Raw genomic sequence first — 22,757 nt, 5'->3', positions numbered from 1 at the left:
CATGCGGTCCATTTTTATTTTCAGCCCTAAACCACCTACTTCAGTAGGTGGTTATCATCCGTTTCGGCTTTGCCTGTAAAACTACTCATGCTAAATGCGTCTTTGATTTTTCCAGAAGTCAAAGAGGACAAATAACATGAGTAGATACAATCAAGCTTCCCACGTATTTTGGCGTTGTCAATACCATATAGTGTGGACGCCAAAGTATCGATTTAGGATCTTGAAGAACAATATAGGTAAAGAAGTTTATCGATGTATTTATGTTTACTGTAATCAACTTGGATGTGAAGTCGTAGAGCTAAACGTACAAGTTGACCACGTACATTTAGTTGTAAAGGTCCCACCAAAGCTTTCGATATCCAAGTTGATGGGGGTATTGAAAGGCAAAATAGCCTTAAAGCTATTTAGCAAGTTTCCTCACCTTAGGAAGAACAGGCTTTGGGGTAATCACTTTTGGCAAAGAGGCTATTTTGTCGATAGTGTTGGAATCAATGAAGAAATAATACGCCGATATGTAAGACATCAAGAGAAGCAAGAGCGAGTAGAGCAGCAGCAATTGGCGCTGGACTAAACAAAGGCCCCCTTTTAGGGGGCTCACACAAAGCCACCTTCTTTAGAAGGTGGTAATTTACTTGTTTGCGGCGAGGTGACGTTTTTATTACTCTAAAGCACTAAATGTATCTAGCTTACTTTTCGTTACCTAGATTAGGTGCGTATCTTGAGGTGTATTGTGGAAAGCAGAATCAGTGTAGATAGCAAAGGTCGTAAGTCAGTGGCGAACGTATGTGCGGAGCCATGTGCTATCGAGAAAGGGATGCGTCTAATTGGTGGTAAATGGAAAGGTTCTCTGATTTATCATTTGAAAGACGGCCCAGTTCGTTTCAATGACTTAGCACGCATGCTAGGCGGTGCAAGTAAAAAGATGATCGACCAACGCCTTAAAGAGCTAGAAGCGGAAGGTATGGTGGTGCGCAAAGTGATCAGCGACCGCCCAATTGCCGTAAGCTATGAACTAACAGAGTTCGGCCGTACCGCACTTAAGATTCTTGATGATTTGCGAATTTGGTCTGAAAAGCATCAAATTGAGCTTCGTTAAGACCAAAGTAGTTAATCGCAAACGTTACTCTCTTTTGAAAGCTGATTAACAATACATCGCCGTTTTTACCCAAGTAACTTAGATGTGCTTCATTCAAATCGTAATTTGTTTCGTAAAACAACGTACTCTTTCGAGTCAGGCATATCGAGGCTACTTGAGCATAATCGTACTTTTTAAGTTTTTGATTTTTAGTTATTATTTATCATACTTAGTAAGTTGTAGAATAAATCACTCACTTCAGTTGAATTTAAAAAAGCACTATTTAATTCCAGCTTCTTTTCAAAATCGGAATATTTATCGAATTCCTCTTTCTCAACTAAACCTATTGGTGAGTTGTCGTTAACGTGGTTTTCATATTTTTTGATGGTATATAATTTAGACTTTTCGTCAAAATATTGAATTATCTTAATGTTAACGTCAGGTCTCTCCGTATTATACGTGATCGTAATTTTTTCATAATCTTTATTAATCGGAGTCGTAAGCCCTGTAGGGTAGATGATTTTAAACCCATTAATGTCATCCTTCTTCGTGCTTTTATAATGTTTTGAGTATGAAAAGTTTTCAATTGTACTTTTAGTGACGATAATTGATTCACCTTTCTTTAAACCGTATTCGGTACATTCATAATCGTCAACAACCGTAGAATTTCTTTTCTTTTCAATCAGGTAGGACATGCTTGCAGATGTCCCTCCGTGTTCCAGTTTTTGTTGGTTTACAGAACAATAGAAATGACCTTTGTCCACCGTCATTGCGTTGATTTGTTCCGGATTTGAAATGGTGGGATGTATATCTTTTGCTGGATCGTTGTCGCTTCCTCCTGAACCGCATCCAACTAATCCGATACAAACGGCCATATAAAGCAAAGAGATTTTATTCATACTGTATTTCTCAATTAAGATGTGTGATTGCAAATAACGATTAATTACATTTTTATAAAGTGAAATGTTTTTTATTTTAATTGAACGGTGTTTTATTGGTAATTTAATCGTTTGCTTTTATTTTGTCTCTTACGGTATCTATGTTTTCATTTATGGTATGAATTATTAGATTTGCACAATTGTGAGTTGCAATAGGATAATAATCGCTAGCCAACTACTTGTGTAGGTACCGTTATGATTTATATATCCGTTAAGTCTAAGTTTTTAGTCTTAATTTCATGTATTTATCGTGAAAGTGACTTAGAAGTAAATAACTAACGTTGTTTGAGGGGAGCCTGGGCTTCACTGATCTTGTTTTTCATCAAGGCGTTGTATAATGAACAAGGACTCTATTTCCAACTTGTTGATACATATCAGATCTCACGGATCTGATATGCATTCCAAGTTATTCTCACTAAGGCAAGAATCCTAGCTTATTTAAGGATAGAAAGTTTACTTGGGTGTAGAAGATATTAGTAATCCAATGTGCCACGGATAGGGTAGTTATTGTTTGGATCGCGAATCCATGCCAATCCGCGTGATAGCGCGCCAAGCTCAGGGCGAACAAACGGGTTGTTTGAAATATCCACCACGTGTAAGTCGCCGTGTTCATTCACCACAAACAGACCTGGTTCTGCGAAATTATGATCGGTTTCCTGTTCAGATCGAGGAATAGATACATACAAGCCTAGCGTTTTCATTTGTTCTTCGGTCAGGCCGTAAGCGATAGGGAAGCTGATTTCGAGTTTCTCTAGATGCCCCTCTAGCTGTGCTTTTGAATCGCCAGAAACGGCAAGAATATCGACGCCAGCATCAGCGAAAGCCTGTTTGTAACTCTCAAGCTCGTTGAGGTACTTAGTACAAAGAGGGCAGTGTTTACCACGATAAACGAATACTGCTCGCCAAGTCGCATCACCTTGCGGCTGACCCAACGTTACGCTTGAACCATCTAGCAAAGTGGCTTGAAGATGAGGGAAGCTGTCGCCCGCTTTAAGTTTCACTGAAGTTGCCATATTGACTCCCGAATTGGTGGTGTATATCCATGAATGCCCCTTTCTCAACAAAGCGATTGGGGGATGAGACTTCAATGTAAACTCTGTTTTTCGGTGTTTCAACTAGTTAACTTTTAGTAACCACAAAAACTGCAATGGAGCTTTAAGGTGTAATCTGACTTAGCTTAGGGTGATAAACTACTAGCTTACCTGTTACCTTCAAAACGAGTTAGGTTTAAAGGCAAACCTTCTCATAAAACAATGAGTTTAGAGCCTTAAGGAATGACGATAAGTTAGCGGTTATCATTGAATTAAATGTTGAAGTTGGAGAGGTGCGGAGGAATAGGCATTTAAATCTATTGATTTAGGTAAAGTGTTACACCTTATCTACGTGGAAGTTATACGATTGAAATTACCTTTAATTTTCGATGGAAAGGACAAAAACTAAGACTTTTGGCGATTTTGATGTTAAAAGCACATGCTTGACATGCATAATCACTAAATTATTAGAGTTTTAGTTCTTTCTGCAAGTTCCTAATATACATTTTTTATGTTTATTATTATATTAACTCTATTTTTTAAGTGATCTCTTCATTCTTTTTTATATTTGTGAAAGTAAATAATCACGATGAATGAAATTAATTAGCAACCGATAATAATGAATAAATTTAAAATAGAAATTAAAAATGGAACATTAAATATTGATTTATTTAAGCAGATGATGCCATTTGAGGATCTATTAGACTTCGCTTCAAGAGAGAACCCTAAAAGAGGTTTTTTATTTGTTTCTAAAGTTTTAGGAAAACATATTTCAGTAAAACCAAGTACGATGAGAGATACTTATGATTTACTTGTTTCGCAGATTAATAATGATCTAAGCAGTTTTGTGATTGGTATGGCTGAGACCGCGACGGGCTTTGGTGCTGGTGTTGCGGATAGTCTAGCTAGGGCACAAAGCAGAGAAGTTTACTATCAGCATACCACTCGTTACAAGTGCGACCTGCCAATCTGGTTTACGTTAGATGAAAATCATAGTCACGCTATTGATCATATTTTGTATCAACCAAAGATAGAACTATTAGAACCTATTTCTAATTGTCAGCGTCTTATACTCGTTGATGATGAGATTTCAACTGGTCGTACGCTAAAGTTACTCGGTGATAAGATTTTACCAAAGATGCGATTTGTGAAAGAGGTTGTAATAGTCTCATTAGTCAACTGGTTAAGCGAAGAAAATCGCGCTCAGTATGAAGAGTGGGATGTTACAGTTACTCATGTTTCATTAATTGATGGTCAGTTTGACTTTCAGGCAAAGCCTAACTTAAATCTTTCTCTCCCAGAAAAAGTTGATGGAGACCTTGTCAAAAAGCCTTGTAGGGATGATTTAGGGCGATTTGCTATGAAAATGCCATTCTGTGGTCATATACCTGTATTAGATATTACTTTTCCGAGAACTGTTATCGGAGATGGAGAGCACCTATATTTGCCTTTCCTAGCTGCGGAGCTAGCAGAGAGTCGAGGAGGAGATGTGATCTTTCAATCTACAACTCGTTCCCCGATTTTGGTGGGAAATGCAATTAATACGAAAGAAGCTTTTCAGGTGGATAGCCGAGATGTAGAGCATTACATTTATAACCTTCAAGAGAATGAGAGGCTACCAGTGCTCTTTTTAGAAGATGAATCACTTAGATCTGAGCACCAATTAGCCCAGCGTTTTCCTCCACTTGAGAGAGAGTAGTTATCATGCGTACTGTGCTTTTTACAGATATTGATGATTGTTTTATGGCAACTAAAAGGAAGTTTTCAGAAAGCGATAGCCTTTCTATAGCGTCATTAGATATTGACGGCCAAGCTCGTTCATTTATGTCAGAGAAACAGCGGACTCTTTTGGAGTTATTTATTGACACTAGATCTACAATTATTCCGGTAACTGGACGGAGTTATAACACGCTCAAAAGGGTTCAAGTAAGTTCATTATTTAAGTCGTGGATGGTCGTTTCTCATGGTGCTTTAATTATTGAACCTAACGGAAAGAAGTGCAACGCCTGGGTTGAGCATATTAAAAATAAATTTCCACTTGGATTATGGTCTGATAAATTGAATTTAATAAATGAAGAATTAAAAGAATTTATACTTTCTAAAGGGTTTAATGCACAAAGTTATATTGTTTCCGAGGATGATATTGATTGTTATGTTTGTGTAAAATGCACTGAAGGTATAGATTATGATTTTATATTCGATTCAATACTTTCACAAATCAGTATAGATTTAAATGATATAAAAATACATATTAATGGCCGAAATATGGCACTTTTGCCACCTTATACCCAGAAAAAATTAGCTGTTGATTATATAATACGTCAGCTAGATGAAAAGTCATTAATTTTAACCATGGGCGATAGCCTATCTGATATCCCATTTATGAAACTTTCTGATTTTGCTTTGATGCCCACTAAAAGCCAGATCGCAGATTCATTATCTTGGTAATAATATTATGAGCTTATCTATATCTCCAATAATCGGTAGTTATAATGAGAACGACTGTCAGTTCCTCTTAGAGGTTGTCAAGTGTCAGTTCTTTTCAATTAATGAAAAAGAAAATCTAATCCAGTCTGAAGGGGTTCATTACTCTGAATTATTGAACAAAGAATCAAAACCATCAATTAAATATCAAAGACTGTTCTTTGAATTTACCGATAAGTATAAAAACAAACTAGCAAAACACATTTTTTCTCTCGCTGAAAAGATTAATAATAATCAATTGGGAGATATCACTCTGGTTTCTTTAGCTAGAGCAGGAACACCAATTGGCGTTTTAATAAAGAGAGCGTTAGAGTATTATTTTAATAGAAAAGTTTGTCATTATAGTATTAGCATTATTCGGGATAGAGGTATTGATTCGGTTGCTCTTGATTACTTGTTGAAAATTAAAAGATATGATTCCTCTTCCTTAGTATTCATTGACGGCTGGACTGCAAAAGGAGTAATCACTAAGGAATTAAAGCGATCTATTTTCTCTTATAACAAAAGAAATAATACTGATATAAAACCGTACCTTTATGTTGTCAGTGATACAGGTGGGGTTGCCGATTATTGTGCCACGAAAGAAGACTATCCAATACCTTCGTCTATGTTGAATTCTACAGTATCAGGTTTGATTTCGCGAAGTTTATGGCAAGATCCTAAAAAACAAAAATTCCATGGCTGCGTAATCAATAATCACCTAAAAGAATTTGACTATTCCCACTGGTTTGTGGAAAAGATAGCAGAATGTTTTTTGAAAGAAAACTTTAAAGATGAACCTTTTGAGCAACATGAGACAATTGTCGATTTAGATAACACTAAAGATCAAATAAAAAGATTTATATCCTCATTGACCATTAAATATTCTATTAAAGATGTAAACTATATTAAGCCTGGGATAGCCGAAGCAACTAGAGTCATGCTAAGACGTGTTCCTTCTTTACTTATTGTTCGCTCAATAGACAGCAATAAAGTCAAACATTTATTAATGCTAGCAGATGAAAAAGGAGTCAAAGTAGAAGAAGAACCAACCTTGCTATTTGAAGCATGTGCACTTATTAAGCCACTTAATATAGAGGCAATAAAATGAACATCTCTAGCTACTTCTCTTTGGGAGCAACATTGTATACTCCGTGTAATCACCCGAATCTAAAAATGTTAATGAAAGAAGGATTGGGATCAAAGAGTATGGTTTTTTGTACTGAAGATGCCATTTCTGAAGGTGAATTGAATCAATCACTTAAGAATTTGAGTGTTGCGATCGATGGATTAGATAGTTCAAATACACAGTTCAAAAGGTTTATTCGTCCCAGAAGCCCAGAAGTTCTTGAAAATATATTGTATTTTAGAGGGATTGAAAAAATAGATGGTTTTGTTCTCCCTAAATATGATCTAAAAACAAATGAAGATTATCATAGAGTATTAAAATGTCACTCTATTAAGTTTAAACTAATGCCTACCTTAGAATCTCTTGATGTAATTGATGCGTTTAAATTACCAGAGATTAGAAGAAGTTTACAAAATATCTATGGAGATATAACTTGCCTTCGTATAGGAGGTAACGATTTATTCAATCTTCTGGGTATAAAACGTATGACAGGCCAAACAATTTATGAAACCCCCTTACGTTCGGTGATAGAGAATTTAATTATCGCTTTTAGGCCATACGGTTATGAGCTTTCTGCGCCTGTGTTTGATATGATCGATGACCATAAAACGTTGATAAGGGAACTTGCTATGGATGTTAACTATGGCCTTTTTGGAAAAACTGCTATTCATCCTCAACAAGTTAAAATAATTGAAGGTTTTTTTAAAAGTTATTCAAATACACATATTGTTCAAGCTGAGTCAGTTTTGGCAGATTCTTCCCCGGCAGTTTATAAAATGAATGGACAAATGATGGAAGTAGCATGCCACAGTAATTGGGCTAAACGAACTAAATTTTTGGCTAATTCATTTTAGACAACTTATGACCTCAAATTGATAATTATTATTGAGGAAGTTTTGATTTAATATCATAGTGCGAAAAGTAATGATAAAAACATTTCATCATAAAGATTTAGATCCAACTCATGTTAATGAACTTCCTGAAAATGAAGAAAAACATGAATTAGCTGTCAAGAAATTTAGCCATATAAAGTCTAATAGAAGTCTTGTATCCGAAGAGAGTTTTGAACACCTTCAGAGTGAAAAATATGGGAAAAACATAAAATATAATAATAAGAAAAAACCTTCAGTTTTATTTAGCAATAAAATAAAGTCAATTCAAAGTGACTTAGTTAATGTTGAAGAAGATTTTAAAATTGAAGTTGAAAAACTGTGTAGAAGAGAGTTTAAAAATGTCAATTTAAATAATGGAGACTATTTGGTTATAATTAACATTTACAATTCTATTATTTTCAATGATCCTATGTATCAAATAGAATTTGGAAATGTGGAGTCAAAAAAATTCCAACAATTACAAGGGTTTTTGTCCGATTATGCTAAGTTAAGTAAGGTAGATAAAATTTTAGGATTAGGACAGATCATTATTAAATTGGCAAAAAGTATAGATATTGATATTTTCAATCCACATAAGTTTGGTACGAAGCTATCTAAACTTTTTGGTAACCATAATCAAAAAATAAGAAAGATTAAGTATGACTTTGATTATGTAAGTGATAATATTGACGAAAGAATAAATCGAGTATTTGATAACCTAGCTGAAATGCGAACGCATCTCGAAAAGTTTCAGTATTGGTCTATAGAGTTACAAAGCTTGAATAAAAACCTTATATTCAAAATTTTAGCATTGATACTAAGGATGGATAAAGAAAAAAAATCAATTCAACAAGAAAGTATTAATCTTTCTGACTCTTTTAAAAAAAACGGATTTGATTCAATTAAAAGATGGGAAAGGAAAGTACAAACTTTGCTTTCTCTAAAACAATCTATAGATTTGACTTTCCCCCAAATAGAATTATATAGCTCTAATTTGTTAGGTAGCTTTGAACAGTTAGAAAAAATTAAAGTAGATATTATTCAAGTCTGGAAACAGCAATTTTTAACAGTTATTGCTATCGACGAATCAAACGATTCAATACTTTACTATGAGCTGAACGACATTCAGGAACAATTGATTCGAAATATAGAGGAGCTGCGATAAATGGTATTCCAACCGAAGACTTTTACATCCAAAAATGTTAATTCTAACAATATAGAAAATTCATCTAATACTAATGTTGTAAAAACAATAGAAAACTCACTAATAGTTGAAGGCACTACAGATATCTCTAAACTTCCGACGATTAAAGGACAAAATGTTAAAAGTATATACAGTTGTGTTGAAAAATCGATTGAAGTTTATCAAGCTGATCTGAACGAAGCGAACTTAAACCCGAGAGAAGCATTTCAACGTATAGTTACTCAACTTAATCAGATTGATATCTATTCGTCACGAGGTATTAGTACTCTCGGTCATGAGTCAGCTGAGAAAATAGCTGAATATTCTGACTCTATGTTGAATCAAGTTCGGACTAAAGATCTGGAAGAAATGGGAGAGAACCTAAATCAAGTTGTGGGCTTGGCTAAAGGAGTTGATTTAAGTGGGCTAATGGGGAAAGACAGCTTTTTTGGAAAGTTGATATCTAGATTCAAATATTCTAAAGAGGCTATTTTAGCTCAGTTTAACTCGGTAAGCACTCAGCTCGACAGGGTAGTAAAAGAGATTAATTCGCAGCAAGTGCGTCTCCAGGAGCGTTCTGTTCAGCTCGAAACTGTTTTTTCTCAAAACATAGCGCAGTATAAGGCGTTAACAGAAGCCATAATATACGGAGAATCAAGGCGTTTGCTCATAAAAGGTAAAGCAGAAGTCTTAGCAAAAGAGCTTGAAGATGAAAACTCTCCTTTAAAAGCGCAAGAATTAAGCGACTTACAGTCCTTTCACAATCGTATTGAAAAACGTGTTCACGACTTAAGGTCATTGCAAATGCTTGCGTTACAAACGGCTCCAATGATTCGGATGGTACAGACTAACAATATCACTTTGATTGAGAAGTTCGACAATATTAAGACATTAACGATCCCATCCTGGAAGAAGCAATTTACGCTTGCTATTTCTATGTTAGAGCAGAGAAAGTCGCTAGAACTTGCGGGCAAAATTGACAATGCTACAAATGACTTAATTAAGAGAAATGCAGATTTATTAAGACAAAATACGTTGCAAACAGCAAGAGCGAATCAACGTTCAGTTATAGATCTGGAAACACTGGAGCACGTGCAAAATACTCTGATTACCACATTGCAAGATGTTGTTTCCATTGAACAGGAGGGAGCTAGAAATCGCGAGATCGCTGATGAGAGAATGGTTAATATGAAAAAAGAATTATCTAAGCTATTAAAAAATAAGGAATAATCAATGTCGATTAATTTAGAAAAAGGTAATACAATAAACTTAACGAAAGCTGAGCCTGCGTTGCGTAAGTTGAGGCTTGGGCTTGGTTGGGATCTAATACCCACAGAACCACCAATTGACATTGATTGCTGTATATTTATTTGCTCTTACGATGCACAAGATCAGCCTAAACTTTTGTCTGATCAGCACTTTGTTTTTTACAATAATCTGGAGTGTCCCCAGGGAGCGGTGGTACACCATGGTGATAACCGCACCGGTGCGGGCGATGGTGATGATGAGGTCATCAACATAGATCTGCAATCAATTGACCTAAGAGCAGCTGAGTTATCTATTTTTGTTACGATTCATAACGATACACGTGGTTTTTCACATGTAAATACCAGCTACATTAGGCTTTACAATGACGTAACTGGGAGCTTGATTGCTGAGTACAAACTAGGTCAAGAGTTTGCAAACGAATCTGCTGTGCAAGTAGGTTCGTTAGTTAAAAGTGGTAACGAGTGGGAGTTCCATGCAGTTGGAGCTGGCTACCAACTAGGTCTCGGCGACATTGTGGCTGGTTATCAATAAGGTAAGATTATGTCTATTAATTTATCAAAGAACTCAACGATATCGCTTACTAAAGAAGTTGAAAAATTATCTAGTATTACTGTTGGTTTAGGTTGGGACGTAGCTAAATCGAAAGGTTTCCTTGCTTCTATTTTCGGTACCGCTTCAATTGACTTAGATGCATCCTGCCTATTGATTGATGAAAATTTAAATGTACTAGATTCTGTTTGGTACGCTCAGTTGAAATCAAAGTGTAAGTCTGTTATCCACCAAGGAGATAATTTGACAGGCAAAGGTGATGGTGACGATGAGAAAATTACTATTAACCTGACAAAGTTGCCTAATTCTGTTAAATACATTGCTGTTACAGTTAACAGTTTTAGAGGACAAACTTTCGATAAAGTCGAAAATGCTTTTTGCCGTATTTTGGATCAATCTTCAAATGAGATTTGTCGCTTCACTTTAAATGAGCAAGGGGGTCATACAGGAATTTATATTGGCCTTTTGACTTATAAAAATAAAGAGTGGAACTTTACTTCTAAAGGGGTTAACGCTAATGGAAGTAATGTGAATCAGATTGCAAGCACGGTTTTGCAACATATATATTAATTAGTTTATATGATATTTTACATTTAAAATAAACAAAGCCTAACTGTTAATTTTTGTTAGGCTTTTTTAATGGTGAATTATATTTGTTAATGCTATTTATAATGAAATGTCAAATTTAAATGATATTAAAAATTTAATATTACTTAACTTTTCTTACCAAATTCGTCTGTGCTGAGTAATTTGATGTAACTAAATAAATAAGTTGCGATTTGATAGGCTGCACTAGTTAATAACCATAACCATAACCATAACCATAACCATAACCATAACCATATGCGTAAACCTCGTTAGAAAACCACTAAATAATGCCTTCATTAACCGGGGCTCACCCACTTTTGGGGTTGATGAATAAACCATAAGCGAATAGAAGCAAAGCAAATCGAACAAGCGTACTATGTCTCGTCGGATCTGAGACCTAGCTATTACTACCGCACTGGTGGTAAAGGGCGTTTTCTCTATAGGGCATTAAGCTTTCATTTAAATCAACACTAGGAGCGCAATAGAGTATCTGGCGCAAGTTATATTTAGCCGTAGATACCAGCGCGTGCGAAATAGTCGAAGTAGCTCTGAGTTTATCTAAATAACCGGTGCCGAAGTATTGCCCCATTTACTTAGGTAGACACATTAAACGGTCCTAGAAGTATCAGATGATGGCACTTATGGCACTTATGGCACAAGAAAATACCATGATGTCATACGAATAAAGAAAGCAGTTCCTATCATTTAGCCAAGGGAAGGATCGGCCTTTTAGGAGCGTGGATACCTTCGTAATCTGGCTTTAGGATGTAAGACATTCTACGGTATATAAAGGAGGTCAAGAAAGAGCTCAGATGTGCACTCTCCGAAAAAGCTATGTATCGAGTAAAGCAGTTGCTGGGTTAGAAACTATAACTAAGAAACTACAACGCTCAAGTTGGTGAAACTTACACCATGATTAAAAGTGCTCAACAAGCTTAGAGGGTTTGGCATGCCTGAAGCTCAGTGTTTTATATCAAAATCACTTCTCTTTAGGCTGTTTAGCCTCTTGTAAGAATTTTGCAACAACGCTAATAGTGCATGAAATAATACTATTTCAAATAGTCAACTTTTAGTAACCTGCAATAAGGTATTGGAGTGCAAATGATGAAAAAGCAGAACTTAAGATACAACGAAGTGGGGGTGTAGTATCAGGAGCTAAGTTCTGCTTGAGGTTAGGCTATGACCACTGGAACATATCGTTAAGATAAACCAGAGTCATCACTTCTATTTTATTACTCGATTGAGCTAGGCGTTGCTGAAAAAAGTACGCCATCATTGGCTTCTTCATTTTTTCCTCCTTTAGCTGACGAGTAAATTATGTGTATAAAAGGGGATATAAAAAAGAGAGTGCTTTTGTTGGCTTTTTTCCTAATAACGTAAATATATGGGGCTTTAAAGCCGAATTTGGAGGTTAATTGTGGAAAAGGGGAACAGATAATTAGGAAGTTTTCTTATTTTATTACCGCCAACTTAAGTAAACTATTCCTATCCACAAACTTCACAGCTCTAAGGTTGATTCAGTGTCTGATCTCAATTTGTTTCGCTATTACCAACGATTACTCTCGTTTAGCGTTGGTGATGAAACAAAAACCACGTTACAGGACATTGCCGACATCATGTTCACTTCTTCTCGGCATGCTCGTAGCCTGCTAACGCAAATGCAGCAGAAGGCGTGGTTGAGCTGGCACCCGAAAGCTGGGCGGAACCAACGATCGACTCTTATTCTGAATATGGAGTTAGACGTATTAAAAGAGAGCTTGGCTCTTGAACGTATCAAGTTAGGTAAGTATGAAAAAGCACTGGCGATATTAGATGAAGACGAAATGGCATTTGGCCGTTTGTTAAAAACAACGTCTGGTGCTTCTGTTCAAGAAGGACAGCTAAATATTCAATTAACCTATAAGCGAATGTTTGAGCGCGTCGTTCCACATCAACTTCAGCGTAGCAGCGAACGTTTCTTATTAAGGCAAATCTATTGTTGCTTAGTTTCGAGTGATAACAATGGGAAAGTGCAACCAGAACTCGCACATCACTGGCGTTATGACGAAGACACCTACGAATGGACTTTCTACCTTCGTCCAGGTCTGACTTTTCATAATGGTAATTCCATTGATGCAGAAACAGTGGTTAGCTTGTTTGCAAAGTTGAGTTCACTACAGTACTACGAAAAAGAGTTGGCACATGTTGCTAACATTACTGCGCCAACGCCATTGAAAGTTGTTTTTAAGCTTAATCGAGCTGACTTGGGCTTTGCTGGACTTATTTCTGGAGTGAAATACGGCATTCAACCAGTAAGCCAAGTTAACGTAGCGAATAACAAGCTGGTGGTCGGAAGTGGCCCATTCTCTGTTGTCGAGCACAATGAAAGTCGTTTAAAACTGCAAGCATTTAATGGTTACTATGCATGTAGAGTTCTAACGGATTTGGTGACTATCTGGATTGTTAATGACGAGCAGATGGAGAACCCGTCATTGGCAGCAAATACGTTGCAAAGGGATACTTCGCCCGAGGAGGATTTGTGTGGACACTATATGTCGACGCAAAACCGAGAAAACTCATCGGCGAGCAAGCGTAGTCGAATAGAAGATGGTTGCTTATTCGCCTTATTTAATCAGCACGCTAAGCACAAACTCTCTTTAGCGCAGCGCCGTTATATTAGTGAGCTAATTCAACCTGAGCACTTGGCCGAAGTGATGCGCCGCGAGAATATTGTATTTGGGAGTATACCCGCTTACAACCTGCTACCAGGTTGGAAGCCAGTGCTCCGTCCGTTCAGTGAGCCGCTTAAGTTACCTAAACACATTACGATAGCCGGATATAACTATACCGCGTTGCGTCGCTGTGCGCGGGCTATTTCTAATCGTTTGGTAAGTGTTGGCAGTAAAGTAGAAATTGTTATGTATTCCTATCGTGAGCTGAACGAGAAAGCTAAGAATGGTGAGCTAAATGAGACGATGGTCGTGACGAACATAAACCTAGATGATAATCGTCATGCCTCAGCGTTCACGAACTTCTTCAGCAACGCTGTGCTATTCCACACTTTGGGAGAGAAGAACGCACAATGGTTAGATGAACAACTACAGAGAGTCAGATCTTTCGTTCCACTTGAGGACTACCTTAATGCATTGGAGCCAATTGCATCGACGTTGATCAGCGAATACTGGATTGCACCCATGTTCCACCATACACAAACTTTGCGTTTCCAAGGCGTTTTAGAAGACGTCGCTCTTACTAACTGGGGTTGGCCAGATATTCGCTCGGTGTGGTCGGCGGATTAACTGCTTTAGTTATTGAGCAAAGTGCTGCTTCACAAATTCAATGAAGGCTCTGGTTTTCGCCGATTGATAGATGAGCTGCGGATACACCAAGTAAACCGCGTTGTGCTGGTGGTCGGTTTCTTCCGATAGAACCTGCACTAGACGGCCGTGCTCAACGTCTTGTTCGACAAAGTAACTTGCTAACCGAGCAATGCCATTGCCAGACAGGGCTGATTCTTTGAGTAAGCGGTTTTCATTGCTTGAAAGCCAACCTTGGGTTTGAACTGTTCCTGTTTTTAACGGCCATTCTTTTTGATGCAACGTGGTTAAGCATTGATGGCTTTTTAAATCATCTAATGTCTCCGGCGTGCCTTGTTCTTGCAGATACTCAGTAGAGGCAACCAGCCAGTGGTGGTAATCCAAAAGATGATGCGCAATCATATTTTCGGGCGGCGTTCTTGTCGCTCGAAACGCAAAGTCGACGCTGGTTTCCGTCAGATTAAACGCTTGATAGCTAGAAAGGATCTCGAATTCTACGTTTGGATGTAGAGCGCGAAATGCCACACATAAATCATGCAGTACCGCTTCAGCAAACATCTTGGGAGCGGTAAGCCGAATCAGGCCGTCTATTTGCTCAGATTGCTGACTTAAACTCTTTTCCATTTCCATTACGCGTCGTTTGAGATCTTCCGCTTGCGCAAAGATCGATTCACCTTCTGCCGTCAATCTCACGCTGCGTGTGGTTCGAACAATCAAAGGCGTAGCGAGTTCCGATTCCAATCGCTTGATTTGTTCCGACAGGTAACTTTTAGAAATGCCAAGTTGCTCCGCTGCTCTAGAAAAATTGAGAGTTTGAGCCACTTCGGCAAACAGCATCAGTTTTTCGATTCTCTTGTAATCTGCCATCTTGATTGCTCGCTTTAATTGTTCGCTAGTGAGGATAATGAATTCGATTTTACGGTATTAAACTAATTTTTACGAACGGTAAGATGGTTCGAGTTAATTTCAGAAATTGAAAATGCAGAAATCGGAAAAGTGAGAATAACGATGAACAATCCAACGCTACCGCTCGCCAAAACCTTACCTAACGTTAGCCGCTTGGTCTTCGGCTGCATGGGACTTGGAGGGGAGTGGAATCGCAACCCATTAACCGCCCAAGATGAAAACCAAGCTTATGCCGCAGTAGAGGCAGCATTAGAGGTTGGCATCAATCTCTTTGATCATGCGGATATCTACAAATTCGGTAAGGCAGAAGAAGTGTTTGGGTGCATCTTAGCCAATGACTCAACCTTACGAGAGCGAATTTATCTGCAATCCAAGTGCGGCATCCGTCTAGGAGATGAGCAAGGTGTTAAGCAGTATGACTTCTCTGCCAAATGGGTGACGGCTTCTGTTGAGGGCATTCTTGAGCGCCTTGGCGTGGAAAACCTTGATGTTTTGATGCTGCATCGTCCTGATCCTCTGGTTGAATTTGAAGAACTGGGCACAGCGCTAAAAGCACTGAAACAAGCTGGCAAAGTTAACCACTTCGGTGTTTCTAACATGAACAGTGCTCAAATTGATCTTCTTCAACAAGCAACGGGCGAAGTTATTGTGGTGAACCAGTTGGAAATGAGCCTGGCTAAGTCTGACTTCATAAAGCAAGGCATGGGGCTTCCTTCGTCGGCATCTGACTACGTTGTAGGAACACTGGAACATGCCCGTAAGCACAATATCCAACTGCAAGCGTGGGGCAGTATGGCGCAAGGAAGATTCTCAGAGCGTGGCTTACATTCTGATGATCACAATACCAGACAGACGGCGGAGATGGTGATGGCGCTAGCAGCTGAATATGGCGTGCCGTCAGAGGCGATTGTTTTAGCCTTCCTAACGCGTCACCCAAACCAAATTCAACCTGTTATTGGTACTGCAAACCCACAACGTATTCGCGCTTGTGCTCAAGTAGAGAGCGTCACGCTATCACGCAGCCATTGGTATGGCTTGTTCGAGAAAACCCTTGGTCATGAGATTCCTTAGGAGAGAAAAATGAAATACGTACAAGTTCAAACTCTAATTCAAACGGCATTGGAAATTGCGACTGCTCGCAAGCAAAACATTGCGGTTGCCGTGGTTGATACACATGGAGAATTGCTCGGTTTTACCCGAATGGATGATGTGAGTGTGCAAGCAGGTTTATTGGCACAGAACAAAGCTTACACCTCGGCTAGAGACCGTCAGCCTAGCGGCAATCTGGGTGCTTGGGCTCGTGAGACGGGTAAGCAGTTGAGTTATTGGACTGACCCGAAGATCACAGGCTTTATGGGTGGTGTGCCTATAGAACAAGAGGGGAAAATCGTCGGTGCAATTGGCATTAGCGGTTTGGCTGAGCAAGATGATGAAGCACTTGCGATGGAAGTATTAAACGCGCGTTGAGTATAATGTTTATCAGTAGGTGTGATGCTTTGTCCAGCTTTGTACTCCAAGTTCACAGGCTTCGTCGAGTCACAAAGCTATCTAATAGCCTGAAGTAAGCAGAAGTTGAAATCGCGAACTATGATTAATTTATTTGAAAGCTTTGAGGCCTAAATATGTTTCATAAGGTATTCGTTTCGCTATTTTTTGTTCTCCTCTCAGGCTGTGGTACGAGTGACAGCGCGTTAAAAGAGAGCGGTTATGATGAAGCTTATATCCAAGGCTTTCATGACGGTCGGCATAGTGGTATGCAAGAGGCAGGGAATGATTTTGAACACTATGTTAAGGACGAAACAAGGTATCAAACCGACTCAGATTATCGACAAGGCTGGGATGCTGGTGAGGTAGAGGGTAACAAGTTACAAAAGCAGGCGACCGCGATAGGACAAGGCATGATTGATAATTCATATGAAGAACGTGATGTCTTTGATCCTGATAAAGTGGCGAAAGATGCAATAAAAGGCGTTGATACATCGGAATTGAAAAGCCTAGAGTAACGGACTGATATAAAGAATAAAACTCGTCATTTGACGAGTTTTTTTTGTCTAAACGGTTCATGTTTCAACGCTCAACAGGGCATTCATCGTTTGAGTATGAGTAATGTGGTTAATCACCTTTCTTGTTCTTTTGTTCAAGGATTAACGATAACAGGCGAACGAGCAGGGACTGAGCTTCCGGTGAGAGCAATCGCGCCACGGCCGTTAAGTCATTTGCTGTGACATGCTGAACATCACGTACATCTAAGGCAATATCTAGGTCAGTCAAATGAAGCGAACGCAATATGGCACGATATTGTGAGAGTTTAAGATCGGACTCTCCGCGCTCGATCCTTTGATATGTTTTTACGCTCATTCCAGCGATGTTTGCCATTTGCTCACGGGAGAGGCCATTCGATTTTCGTCTTGCGATCAGTGCTTGAATTATAGGGTCTACCTGCATGTGCTCTCCTGAAAGGACAGTTTTGACCTAAACGGAGCAAGAAGTGGACCAGTTTAACCACCACATATTTACCTGCTTTGCAATCAGTATAAAAATAACTGTCTTATAAAAACGTAAATATTTTAGTCAGTTATTAACTCAATGGAAAAGTATCAATCATACAAATCAATAGAAACGAAAGCTTCTATTCGCAAAATGCAACGCATTTTAGATCATTTATTTAGTGAAATTGATCAGCAACATCGTGAGACTAAAGAGAATGTTGTGACACTGATTCAACAGTCACAACAGCGATTGATGAACTACAAAGAGCTTTACCTTCACAAAGAATCGATAAGTGAAGTAGAGCTGCGGATGGCGCATGAAAATATGAGTGAGACTGAGAAGCAGGTCGCCGATATGGGTATTCCAGTGTTAACTTATATCATTGGCGCGCTAGATAAAGCGTATTAACACAGCCGTAAAGTCGGGCGATACAAGATTTATGGAATTTCGATCAATTGATGCCATCTAAAAGAAAGGATGCAAATGCTGGGGAACCACACCCAGCATTCGGACACTCATTTACCTATATTTTCGAACCGTAAATCAGTGTTTAGAGGTATGTGAACCGAACAGTGTCGGTACGCAGCGAATAATAGCGATATTGTCCGATCTAGGCTACGTCCTTGGAATCTAACACCTTCACTTAACCTGTAAATTAATCTGTACACCCAGCCAAATTGAGCCATTGAGCACGTTCTTCCTTCTCTTTAAGCGATAAAAGACTAATTAGTGACGAAAAAAACAACACATCTTAGGTAAAAGATAAGAGTTGTTAAAATATATCGCTATAAGATTGACCTTTTGCTTTTCAATCGTCCTGCTTATGCCTTACAATCTTTTCGAACCAAATCCATTCATAACGAATGGGGTTGATGAATTAAGATGAACAATTTTGCTTCGAACCCAAAGTTGCGCACATTTCATCAGCGATGACATCGCCAAAAATGACTCTCAAGTGTTCATGTGCAAATGATTAACCACCTTTTGTTGCATGTTTTCTTAGCCATACAGGGCTCTTGTAACATAGTGCTCTTGTAACCAAATTTTGACTAAGTCGGAGCGTTTTGTTGTGTGCTTTAGATAAAGCACAACTGGTGAGAAATTAACGGATTGAATTTAGAGGTATTAACCGTGAACCTAAAACTTGTCGGCAGCTCCCTGATCGTTGCAGGTACTGCTCTTGGCGCTGGTATGCTTGCTATACCAATGGTGCTTGCTCAATTTGGCCTCCTTTGGGGCACTCTTCTTATGTTGTTCATCTGGGCTGGAACGACTTATGCTGCGCTGCTCCTTCTTGAAGCCAGTTGTAAAGTAGGTGGTGGTGTGAGCATGAATGCAATTGCTCGCGAAACGCTTGGTAAAGGAGGCCAGTTGGTAACCAACAGCTTGCTTTACGCCCTGTTAGTTTGTCTATTAATGGCTTACATCATTGGTGCGGGTGATCTCGTACAAAAAGTAACAGCCTCAATTGGGCTTCCAACATCTACGATCTCAAGCCAAGTCGGTTTTACTCTTTTAGTTGGTATCATTGTTTCGGCAGGTACAGGGGTAGTAGATAAGCTGAATCGCGGTTTGTTCCTAGGCATGATCGTAGCGCTGATCCTGACACTTTTTGCGCTTGCACCAAGCGTCTCGTTTGAAGGACTTGATGAGGTTGTGAGCGACGATAAAATGGCACTTATCAAAACCAGTTCGGTGCTTTTCACCAGTTTCGGTTTTATGGTCGTGATCCCATCGCTTGTAACTTACAACAAAGAAGCGAGTAAAACACAGCTGCGTAATATGATTATCGTGGGCTCAACTATTCCGCTTGTTTGTTACCTATTATGGTTGTTAGCGGTTGTCGGCAATCTACCACCTCATGAGCTTGTTCAATACTCCAACGTAACAGAGTTGATCTCGGTACTAGGTCAGCAATACGAGGGCTTAGAGTTCATCCTATCCATGTTTACTGGTTTGGCACTACTAACGTCGTTCTTAGGTGTTGCAATGGCGCTATACGATCAAAATGCAGACCTACTGAAAGCAAGTAAGCCAGTGATTTTTGTTACTACTTTTGTGCTACCACTATTAGGTGCTGTATTTGCGCCAGAACACTTCCTAGCTATTCTCAGCTACGCGGGGATTATTCTTGTGTTTCTCGCGGTCTTTGTTCCATTATCAATGACCATGAAAGTGCGTCGAGTGCCGGTAGAAGATGACAATATTTATGAAGCTGGTGGCGGCGCAATGGGAATGAGCATGATCTTCCTATTCGGCTGTTTCTTGCTGTTTGCCCAAGCAGTATAAAATCACGCTAGCTTATTTAAAAACTGAGCCGCTCGTAGTCAAACGGGCGGCTTTTTTGTATTCATAGCCGAACCCAGGCCACTCGAAGTCATCAGCATTTGTGATGTTTGACGTTTCTCTGATAATCACGGTTAGCGCTGACTTTTTAGTAAAACTCCTTAGCGAAAGGCTGACATGTACAGTGATTCACCCTTCTATTATATCGATGTTGATATGAATAAGAGGCTCTGTTGTGTCAAAGCAATTATCTTTTGCCATGGTTGGCGTTATGTTGTCTTTAGGTGTGTTGAGTACAGAAGCGGTGGCTGACCCGAAGCATAAGCATGGACATCGGTACGATCACCATCATGCGCATCACCACCATCATAAACACAAGCGCAAGCACAAGCATAAACATAAACACAAACATCGTGACGTTATTTATGTGGAGACCCGACGACCAAGGCGCAGTTACTATTACCATGACCGAATTCCTCGGAATAGTACCTACATAAAGATTGGAGATTTCACTTATCTAAAAGTGGACGACCGCTATTATCGTCGTTCTAATGATCGCTATATCCATGTCGAGTTCAATTAAATTTGAAAGGACACATAGTCGGCGTTCTTGTAATGTTGAGCTTAATAGCACCAACATGGCACATGTAACATCGACCAATACTAGGGTAGAGGGTTAAAAACAAAAACAGCGAGCCGGTGCTCGCTGTTTTCGCTTAAATGAGTGTTAGACAGTAAATCTATTTAAGATTTGATCTTGTTTATGTACATCTTCTTGTTGCGCCTGCATCGCGTCGTTGGTTCGATTTGCCGATTCGGCGACTTGAGTCGATAGGTCTTTAATATTCACCGTATTGTTGTTGATCTCTTCAGCGACAAGGCTTTGCTCTTCCGCTGCTGAGGCAATTTGCAAGTTCATATCGGAAATACGCTGAATCGCGTCACGAATGCGTTGTAACGCACTATTTGCTAAACCCGCTTTTTCAACGGCCTCTATAGCACTACCTTTGCTTTGATGCATGGCATTTGCCACAGATGAAGCGCCAGATTGTAGTTGCTCAATCATAGTACGAATCTCTGTTGTCGACTCTTGAGTACGTTGTGCCAGTGTACGTACTTCATCTGCAACAACGGCGAAGCCTCGGCCAGATTCTCCCGCACGTGCAGCCTCGATTGCGGCATTCAACGCGAGTAAGTTTGTTTGGTCCGCAATATCGTTGATGACTTTTAGAATCGTTTCGATATTGGCGGTAGCAGATTCCAACACTTGTACTTCTTCGACTGCAAGGTCAATGCTATCGGAAAGCATGTTTATCGTTTGTGTCGATTCACCAACGATAGAAGACCCCTCAACCGTTGCTTGGTCGGCTTCTTTGGCTGCACTTGCCGCACCTTGCGCATTATTAGCAACCTCTGTCGCGGTGACAGACATCTCATGCATCGCGGTAGCAAGTTGTTCTAGCTCTTGCAGCTGAGTGTGAATTGCGCCTGCCGAGTCTTTTGCGCCCTCAGCGGTGATTTGAGTTCCGTTTAAAATTTGATCAGAAATACGTTTTGACTCAATGATTTGCTGTTGTAAGTTCTCCATGAACGTATTGAAGTTTGTGGCAAGCTCAGAAAACTCTTGGTCAGTATCTGTTTCGAGGCGTTGTGTAAGGTCGCCTTTCCCTGATGCTACATCTTTAATCGCATTGTTTAGCGTGTCCAAAGGACGCATGAGAGTGCGAATCAACAGAGTTAGGGCGATAATAGATGCAATCACGGCAATGATTGAATAAATAATAGCGTTGTTACGGAGCTCTCCTACGGCAGAATAGGCAACAGCTTCATCGATCACCGAACCTACGTACCAGTTCTCGCCAGGAATGTGAGTCAGGTTAACCATGTAGCGGTTGCCATCAATCTCAACATGTTGTGCTGATTGCGTAAGTTCGATTTGTGGGAGGTAGCTACCGACTTTCTCACCGTTGTATTTACTTTGAGGGTGAGCAATGGTTGTGCCATCAGCGGTGACCAGAAATAAGTAACCAGCATCAAACAGATTCACTTGGTTGACGAGATCAGAAAGGGTAGTTAATTCGAGGTCATAAAACATACCGGCTAAAAACTGGCCATTTTCTTTTACTGGCGTACCAACAGAGATGATAACGTTTTTCGAAGACGCATCGACGTACGGATCGGTTACGACCAAATCGCCTTTGCTCTTAGCTGCAATAAACCAAGGACGCTGACGTGGGTCGTAGTCTGGACCCGCATCCCAGCCGTCGTCATTTTCAATCACAAAGCCATTACTTTCATAACCAAAACCGATGGCAAGGAAGCTGCTTTTTGGCGTGGGTCTTTCAAGTATGTTTTGAACATAGCTATGTGAACTGGGGTCAAGCTCAATCACTTCAGTAATGGAGCGAGCGAGATCCTTCTTTGCATTCATTTCTGATTGCACAGTGTTACCAACACTGGTCAATATCTCGTTTACACTTGAGTCGATTTGCTCCTGAGTTTGGGAGCGGATGGTCATAACTTGTTGTGTCGACAATAACGACACGGTAATTAGCAGCAAAAATGAAGAGGCTGTGACAACCTTATGTCTGAATTTCATGAGCTTTCCTCTGATTCTCCCGGTTGGTTCCACTTTGCTTTCGCCTCTTTTAAACCGAGCGAATTGGGCGTAAAGAGAAACCT

Annotated in this window: 22 protein-coding genes and 1 pseudogene; 18 read left to right on the top strand and 5 right to left on the bottom strand. The window is 39.5% G+C overall.

Annotation, left to right across the window (positions count from 1 at the left end):
* Window positions 1-136: 136 nt before the first annotated feature.
* Together tnpA and UQW94_RS03370 are read left to right on the top strand one after the other, a co-directional pair.
* Complete coding sequence (tnpA, locus tag UQW94_RS03375; RefSeq protein WP_017633711.1) at window positions 137-571, top strand: IS200/IS605 family transposase; 435 nt, start codon at window positions 137-139, stop codon at window positions 569-571.
* 159 nt (window positions 572-730) lie between these two features.
* A complete protein-coding gene (locus UQW94_RS03370; RefSeq protein WP_005375456.1) occupies window positions 731-1,096 on the top strand; it encodes a winged helix-turn-helix transcriptional regulator in 366 nt (121 codons plus the stop codon).
* A gap of 188 nt (window positions 1,097-1,284) precedes the next feature.
* Here UQW94_RS03370 and UQW94_RS03365 read toward each other — a convergent pair whose 3' ends face one another.
* Together UQW94_RS03365 and UQW94_RS03360 are read right to left on the bottom strand one after the other, a co-directional pair.
* Complete coding sequence (locus UQW94_RS03365; protein ID WP_053350501.1) at window positions 1,285-1,974, bottom strand: hypothetical protein; 690 nt, start codon at window positions 1,972-1,974, stop codon at window positions 1,285-1,287.
* Window positions 1,975-2,486: 512 nt separating this feature from the next.
* The gene (locus UQW94_RS03360) at window positions 2,487-3,026 is read right to left on the bottom strand and encodes a redoxin domain-containing protein (protein ID WP_205391411.1); all 540 of its coding nucleotides are present in this window, start codon (window positions 3,024-3,026) and stop codon (window positions 2,487-2,489) included.
* A gap of 637 nt (window positions 3,027-3,663) precedes the next feature.
* On the opposite strand from UQW94_RS03360, the gene UQW94_RS03355 reads away from it, so the two are divergent.
* The 10 genes and pseudogenes from UQW94_RS03355 (at window position 3,664) to UQW94_RS03310 (ending at window position 14,375) form a co-directional block, all read left to right on the top strand.
* A complete protein-coding gene (locus tag UQW94_RS03355; RefSeq protein WP_225473264.1) occupies window positions 3,664-4,743 on the top strand; it encodes a phosphoribosyltransferase domain-containing protein in 1,080 nt (359 codons plus the stop codon).
* Window positions 4,744-4,748: 5 nt separating this feature from the next.
* Complete coding sequence (locus UQW94_RS03350; protein ID WP_053303784.1) at window positions 4,749-5,492, top strand: HAD family hydrolase; 744 nt, start codon at window positions 4,749-4,751, stop codon at window positions 5,490-5,492.
* A 7-nt stretch (window positions 5,493-5,499) separates the two neighbouring features.
* Complete coding sequence (locus tag UQW94_RS03345) at window positions 5,500-6,618, top strand: cysteine protease StiP family protein (RefSeq protein WP_053303783.1); 1,119 nt, start codon at window positions 5,500-5,502, stop codon at window positions 6,616-6,618.
* Window positions 6,615-7,490 carry an HpcH/HpaI aldolase/citrate lyase family protein gene (locus UQW94_RS03340; protein ID WP_225473266.1) on the top strand — a complete coding sequence of 292 codons (876 nt, stop codon included), beginning with the start codon at window positions 6,615-6,617 and terminating at the stop codon, window positions 7,488-7,490. The genes UQW94_RS03345 and UQW94_RS03340 overlap by 4 nt, the downstream gene beginning before the upstream one ends.
* A gap of 70 nt (window positions 7,491-7,560) precedes the next feature.
* Window positions 7,561-8,673 carry a hypothetical protein gene (locus UQW94_RS03335; RefSeq protein ID WP_225473267.1) on the top strand — a complete coding sequence of 371 codons (1,113 nt, stop codon included), beginning with the start codon at window positions 7,561-7,563 and terminating at the stop codon, window positions 8,671-8,673.
* Window positions 8,674-9,921, top strand: coding sequence for a toxic anion resistance protein (locus tag UQW94_RS03330; protein WP_225473268.1), 1,248 nt, complete (start codon window positions 8,674-8,676; stop codon window positions 9,919-9,921).
* Between the two features lie 3 nt (window positions 9,922-9,924).
* Window positions 9,925-10,491 (top strand): TerD family protein, encoded by a 567-nt coding sequence (locus tag UQW94_RS03325; RefSeq protein ID WP_225473270.1) that lies wholly within the window; start codon window positions 9,925-9,927, stop codon window positions 10,489-10,491.
* 9 nt (window positions 10,492-10,500) lie between these two features.
* Window positions 10,501-11,079, top strand: a complete 579-nt coding sequence (locus UQW94_RS03320) for a TerD family protein (RefSeq protein ID WP_225473271.1) — start codon at window positions 10,501-10,503, stop codon at window positions 11,077-11,079.
* 506 nt (window positions 11,080-11,585) lie between these two features.
* Window positions 11,586-12,109, top strand: a pseudogene (locus UQW94_RS03315) (IS5/IS1182 family transposase); the annotation flags it as partial.
* Between the two features lie 508 nt (window positions 12,110-12,617).
* Window positions 12,618-14,375, top strand: coding sequence for an SgrR family transcriptional regulator (locus tag UQW94_RS03310; RefSeq protein ID WP_171345473.1), 1,758 nt, complete (start codon window positions 12,618-12,620; stop codon window positions 14,373-14,375).
* 9 nt (window positions 14,376-14,384) lie between these two features.
* Here the strand turns inward: UQW94_RS03310 and UQW94_RS03305 are convergent, their stop codons facing one another.
* Complete coding sequence (locus tag UQW94_RS03305; protein WP_322141995.1) at window positions 14,385-15,260, bottom strand: LysR family transcriptional regulator; 876 nt, start codon at window positions 15,258-15,260, stop codon at window positions 14,385-14,387.
* A gap of 141 nt (window positions 15,261-15,401) precedes the next feature.
* On the opposite strand from UQW94_RS03305, the gene UQW94_RS03300 reads away from it, so the two are divergent.
* From UQW94_RS03300 to UQW94_RS03290, 3 genes are all read left to right on the top strand, one after another.
* On the top strand, window positions 15,402-16,370 hold the full coding sequence (locus tag UQW94_RS03300; protein WP_213961754.1) for an aldo/keto reductase: 969 nt from the start codon (window positions 15,402-15,404) through the stop codon (window positions 16,368-16,370).
* Window positions 16,371-16,379: 9 nt separating this feature from the next.
* On the top strand, window positions 16,380-16,766 hold the full coding sequence (locus UQW94_RS03295) for a GlcG/HbpS family heme-binding protein (protein ID WP_064354585.1): 387 nt from the start codon (window positions 16,380-16,382) through the stop codon (window positions 16,764-16,766).
* 155 nt (window positions 16,767-16,921) lie between these two features.
* Window positions 16,922-17,302, top strand: a complete 381-nt coding sequence (locus UQW94_RS03290; protein ID WP_322141994.1) for a hypothetical protein — start codon at window positions 16,922-16,924, stop codon at window positions 17,300-17,302.
* Between the two features lie 109 nt (window positions 17,303-17,411).
* Here the strand turns inward: UQW94_RS03290 and UQW94_RS03285 are convergent, their stop codons facing one another.
* On the bottom strand, window positions 17,412-17,744 hold the full coding sequence (locus UQW94_RS03285) for a helix-turn-helix transcriptional regulator (protein WP_005375470.1): 333 nt from the start codon (window positions 17,742-17,744) through the stop codon (window positions 17,412-17,414).
* A 141-nt stretch (window positions 17,745-17,885) separates the two neighbouring features.
* On the opposite strand from UQW94_RS03285, the gene UQW94_RS03280 reads away from it, so the two are divergent.
* The 3 genes from UQW94_RS03280 to UQW94_RS03270 all read left to right on the top strand — a co-directional run bounded on the left by UQW94_RS03280 (window position 17,886) and on the right by UQW94_RS03270 (window position 20,658).
* On the top strand, window positions 17,886-18,197 hold the full coding sequence (locus tag UQW94_RS03280; protein ID WP_005375472.1) for a hypothetical protein: 312 nt from the start codon (window positions 17,886-17,888) through the stop codon (window positions 18,195-18,197).
* Window positions 18,198-18,920: 723 nt separating this feature from the next.
* Window positions 18,921-20,078, top strand: a complete 1,158-nt coding sequence (locus UQW94_RS03275; protein ID WP_005375474.1) for an amino acid permease — start codon at window positions 18,921-18,923, stop codon at window positions 20,076-20,078.
* Window positions 20,079-20,310: 232 nt separating this feature from the next.
* A complete protein-coding gene (locus tag UQW94_RS03270) occupies window positions 20,311-20,658 on the top strand; it encodes a hypothetical protein (RefSeq protein ID WP_017821612.1) in 348 nt (115 codons plus the stop codon).
* Window positions 20,659-20,802: 144 nt separating this feature from the next.
* On the opposite strand, the gene UQW94_RS03265 is transcribed toward UQW94_RS03270, so the two are convergent.
* A complete protein-coding gene (locus tag UQW94_RS03265) occupies window positions 20,803-22,674 on the bottom strand; it encodes a methyl-accepting chemotaxis protein (protein WP_017821611.1) in 1,872 nt (623 codons plus the stop codon).
* Window positions 22,675-22,757: the final 83 nt, after the last annotated feature.

Origin of the sequence: Vibrio sp. PBL-C16, assembly GCF_034321865.1 — a bacterium.
In the GTDB taxonomy this organism is placed as follows: domain Bacteria; phylum Pseudomonadota; class Gammaproteobacteria; order Enterobacterales; family Vibrionaceae; genus Vibrio; species Vibrio alginolyticus.
Note: the sequence above shows the minus strand (reverse complement) of the source record. Positions and strands in the feature narration are given on the sequence as shown.

Excerpts from the sequence above, each read along its gene's own strand:
- tnpA (WP_017633711.1), top strand. The coding sequence starts at position 137 with ATGAGTAGATACAATCAAGCTTCCCACGTATTTTGGCGTTGTCAATAC.
- UQW94_RS03365 (WP_053350501.1), bottom strand. The coding sequence starts at position 1,974 with ATGAATAAAATCTCTTTGCTTTATATGGCCGTTTGTATCGGATTAGTT.
- UQW94_RS03360 (WP_205391411.1), bottom strand. The coding sequence starts at position 3,026 with ATGGCAACTTCAGTGAAACTTAAAGCGGGCGACAGCTTCCCTCATCTT.
- UQW94_RS03355 (WP_225473264.1), top strand. The coding sequence starts at position 3,664 with ATGAATAAATTTAAAATAGAAATTAAAAATGGAACATTAAATATTGAT.
- UQW94_RS03350 (WP_053303784.1), top strand. The coding sequence starts at position 4,749 with ATGCGTACTGTGCTTTTTACAGATATTGATGATTGTTTTATGGCAACT.
- UQW94_RS03345 (WP_053303783.1), top strand. The coding sequence starts at position 5,500 with ATGAGCTTATCTATATCTCCAATAATCGGTAGTTATAATGAGAACGAC.
- UQW94_RS03340 (WP_225473266.1), top strand. The coding sequence starts at position 6,615 with ATGAACATCTCTAGCTACTTCTCTTTGGGAGCAACATTGTATACTCCG.
- UQW94_RS03335 (WP_225473267.1), top strand. The coding sequence starts at position 7,561 with ATGATAAAAACATTTCATCATAAAGATTTAGATCCAACTCATGTTAAT.
- UQW94_RS03330 (WP_225473268.1), top strand. The coding sequence starts at position 8,674 with ATGGTATTCCAACCGAAGACTTTTACATCCAAAAATGTTAATTCTAAC.
- UQW94_RS03325 (WP_225473270.1), top strand. The coding sequence starts at position 9,925 with ATGTCGATTAATTTAGAAAAAGGTAATACAATAAACTTAACGAAAGCT.
- UQW94_RS03320 (WP_225473271.1), top strand. The coding sequence starts at position 10,501 with ATGTCTATTAATTTATCAAAGAACTCAACGATATCGCTTACTAAAGAA.
- UQW94_RS03305 (WP_322141995.1), bottom strand. The coding sequence starts at position 15,260 with ATGGCAGATTACAAGAGAATCGAAAAACTGATGCTGTTTGCCGAAGTG.
- UQW94_RS03300 (WP_213961754.1), top strand. The coding sequence starts at position 15,402 with ATGAACAATCCAACGCTACCGCTCGCCAAAACCTTACCTAACGTTAGC.
- UQW94_RS03295 (WP_064354585.1), top strand. The coding sequence starts at position 16,380 with ATGAAATACGTACAAGTTCAAACTCTAATTCAAACGGCATTGGAAATT.
- UQW94_RS03290 (WP_322141994.1), top strand. The coding sequence starts at position 16,922 with ATGTTTCATAAGGTATTCGTTTCGCTATTTTTTGTTCTCCTCTCAGGC.
- UQW94_RS03285 (WP_005375470.1), bottom strand. The coding sequence starts at position 17,744 with ATGCAGGTAGACCCTATAATTCAAGCACTGATCGCAAGACGAAAATCG.
- UQW94_RS03280 (WP_005375472.1), top strand. The coding sequence starts at position 17,886 with ATGGAAAAGTATCAATCATACAAATCAATAGAAACGAAAGCTTCTATT.
- UQW94_RS03265 (WP_017821611.1), bottom strand. The coding sequence starts at position 22,674 with ATGAAATTCAGACATAAGGTTGTCACAGCCTCTTCATTTTTGCTGCTA.